This window comes from Desulfothermus okinawensis JCM 13304 (assembly GCF_054654515.1).
In genome coordinates, this window is sequence record NZ_BAAIEW010000080.1 from 1 (window position 1) to 499 (window position 499).

General features: G+C 38.3%; 1 protein-coding gene. It reads left to right on the top strand.

Annotated features, from left to right (window positions below):
• On the top strand, nucleotides 1-499 hold a 499-nt coding region (gene fliD / locus ACYQ0O_RS13110; RefSeq protein ID WP_459893788.1), incomplete at both ends, for a flagellar filament capping protein FliD.

The window sequence follows — 499 nt, forward strand, 5'->3', positions numbered from 1 at the left end:
CCTATCTGGTAATCTCTTTACAACAGGAGCCACAGAGCAGGAAGATGCACAGGCTGGAGAGGATGCTTCAATAAATGTTGATGGGGTAGATTATACAAGGTCATCAAATGAAATAGATGATATAATTGATGGACTTACCATAAATATACAAAATACAGGATCTGCAACTATTACAGTAACACTGGATACAGATACCATAACCTCCAACATCCAAAAATTAATTGATGCTTATAACAACTTTGATCAATTTATGGATGAAAATGCATCCTATGACCTGGAATCCAAAAAAGCAGGTGCACTTCTTGGAGACTCCATTGCCAGAACTGCTCAAAACAACATAAGATCTATCCTCTCAGGAATAGTCCCAGGAACAGGTGATAATGCATATCAATACCTATCTCAAATAGGCATTGAGTTTAAAGACGATGGCACCATTGAACTTGATGAAAACACATTAACAAATGCCTTAGTAGCACACCCAGATGATGTCTCTGCCCTG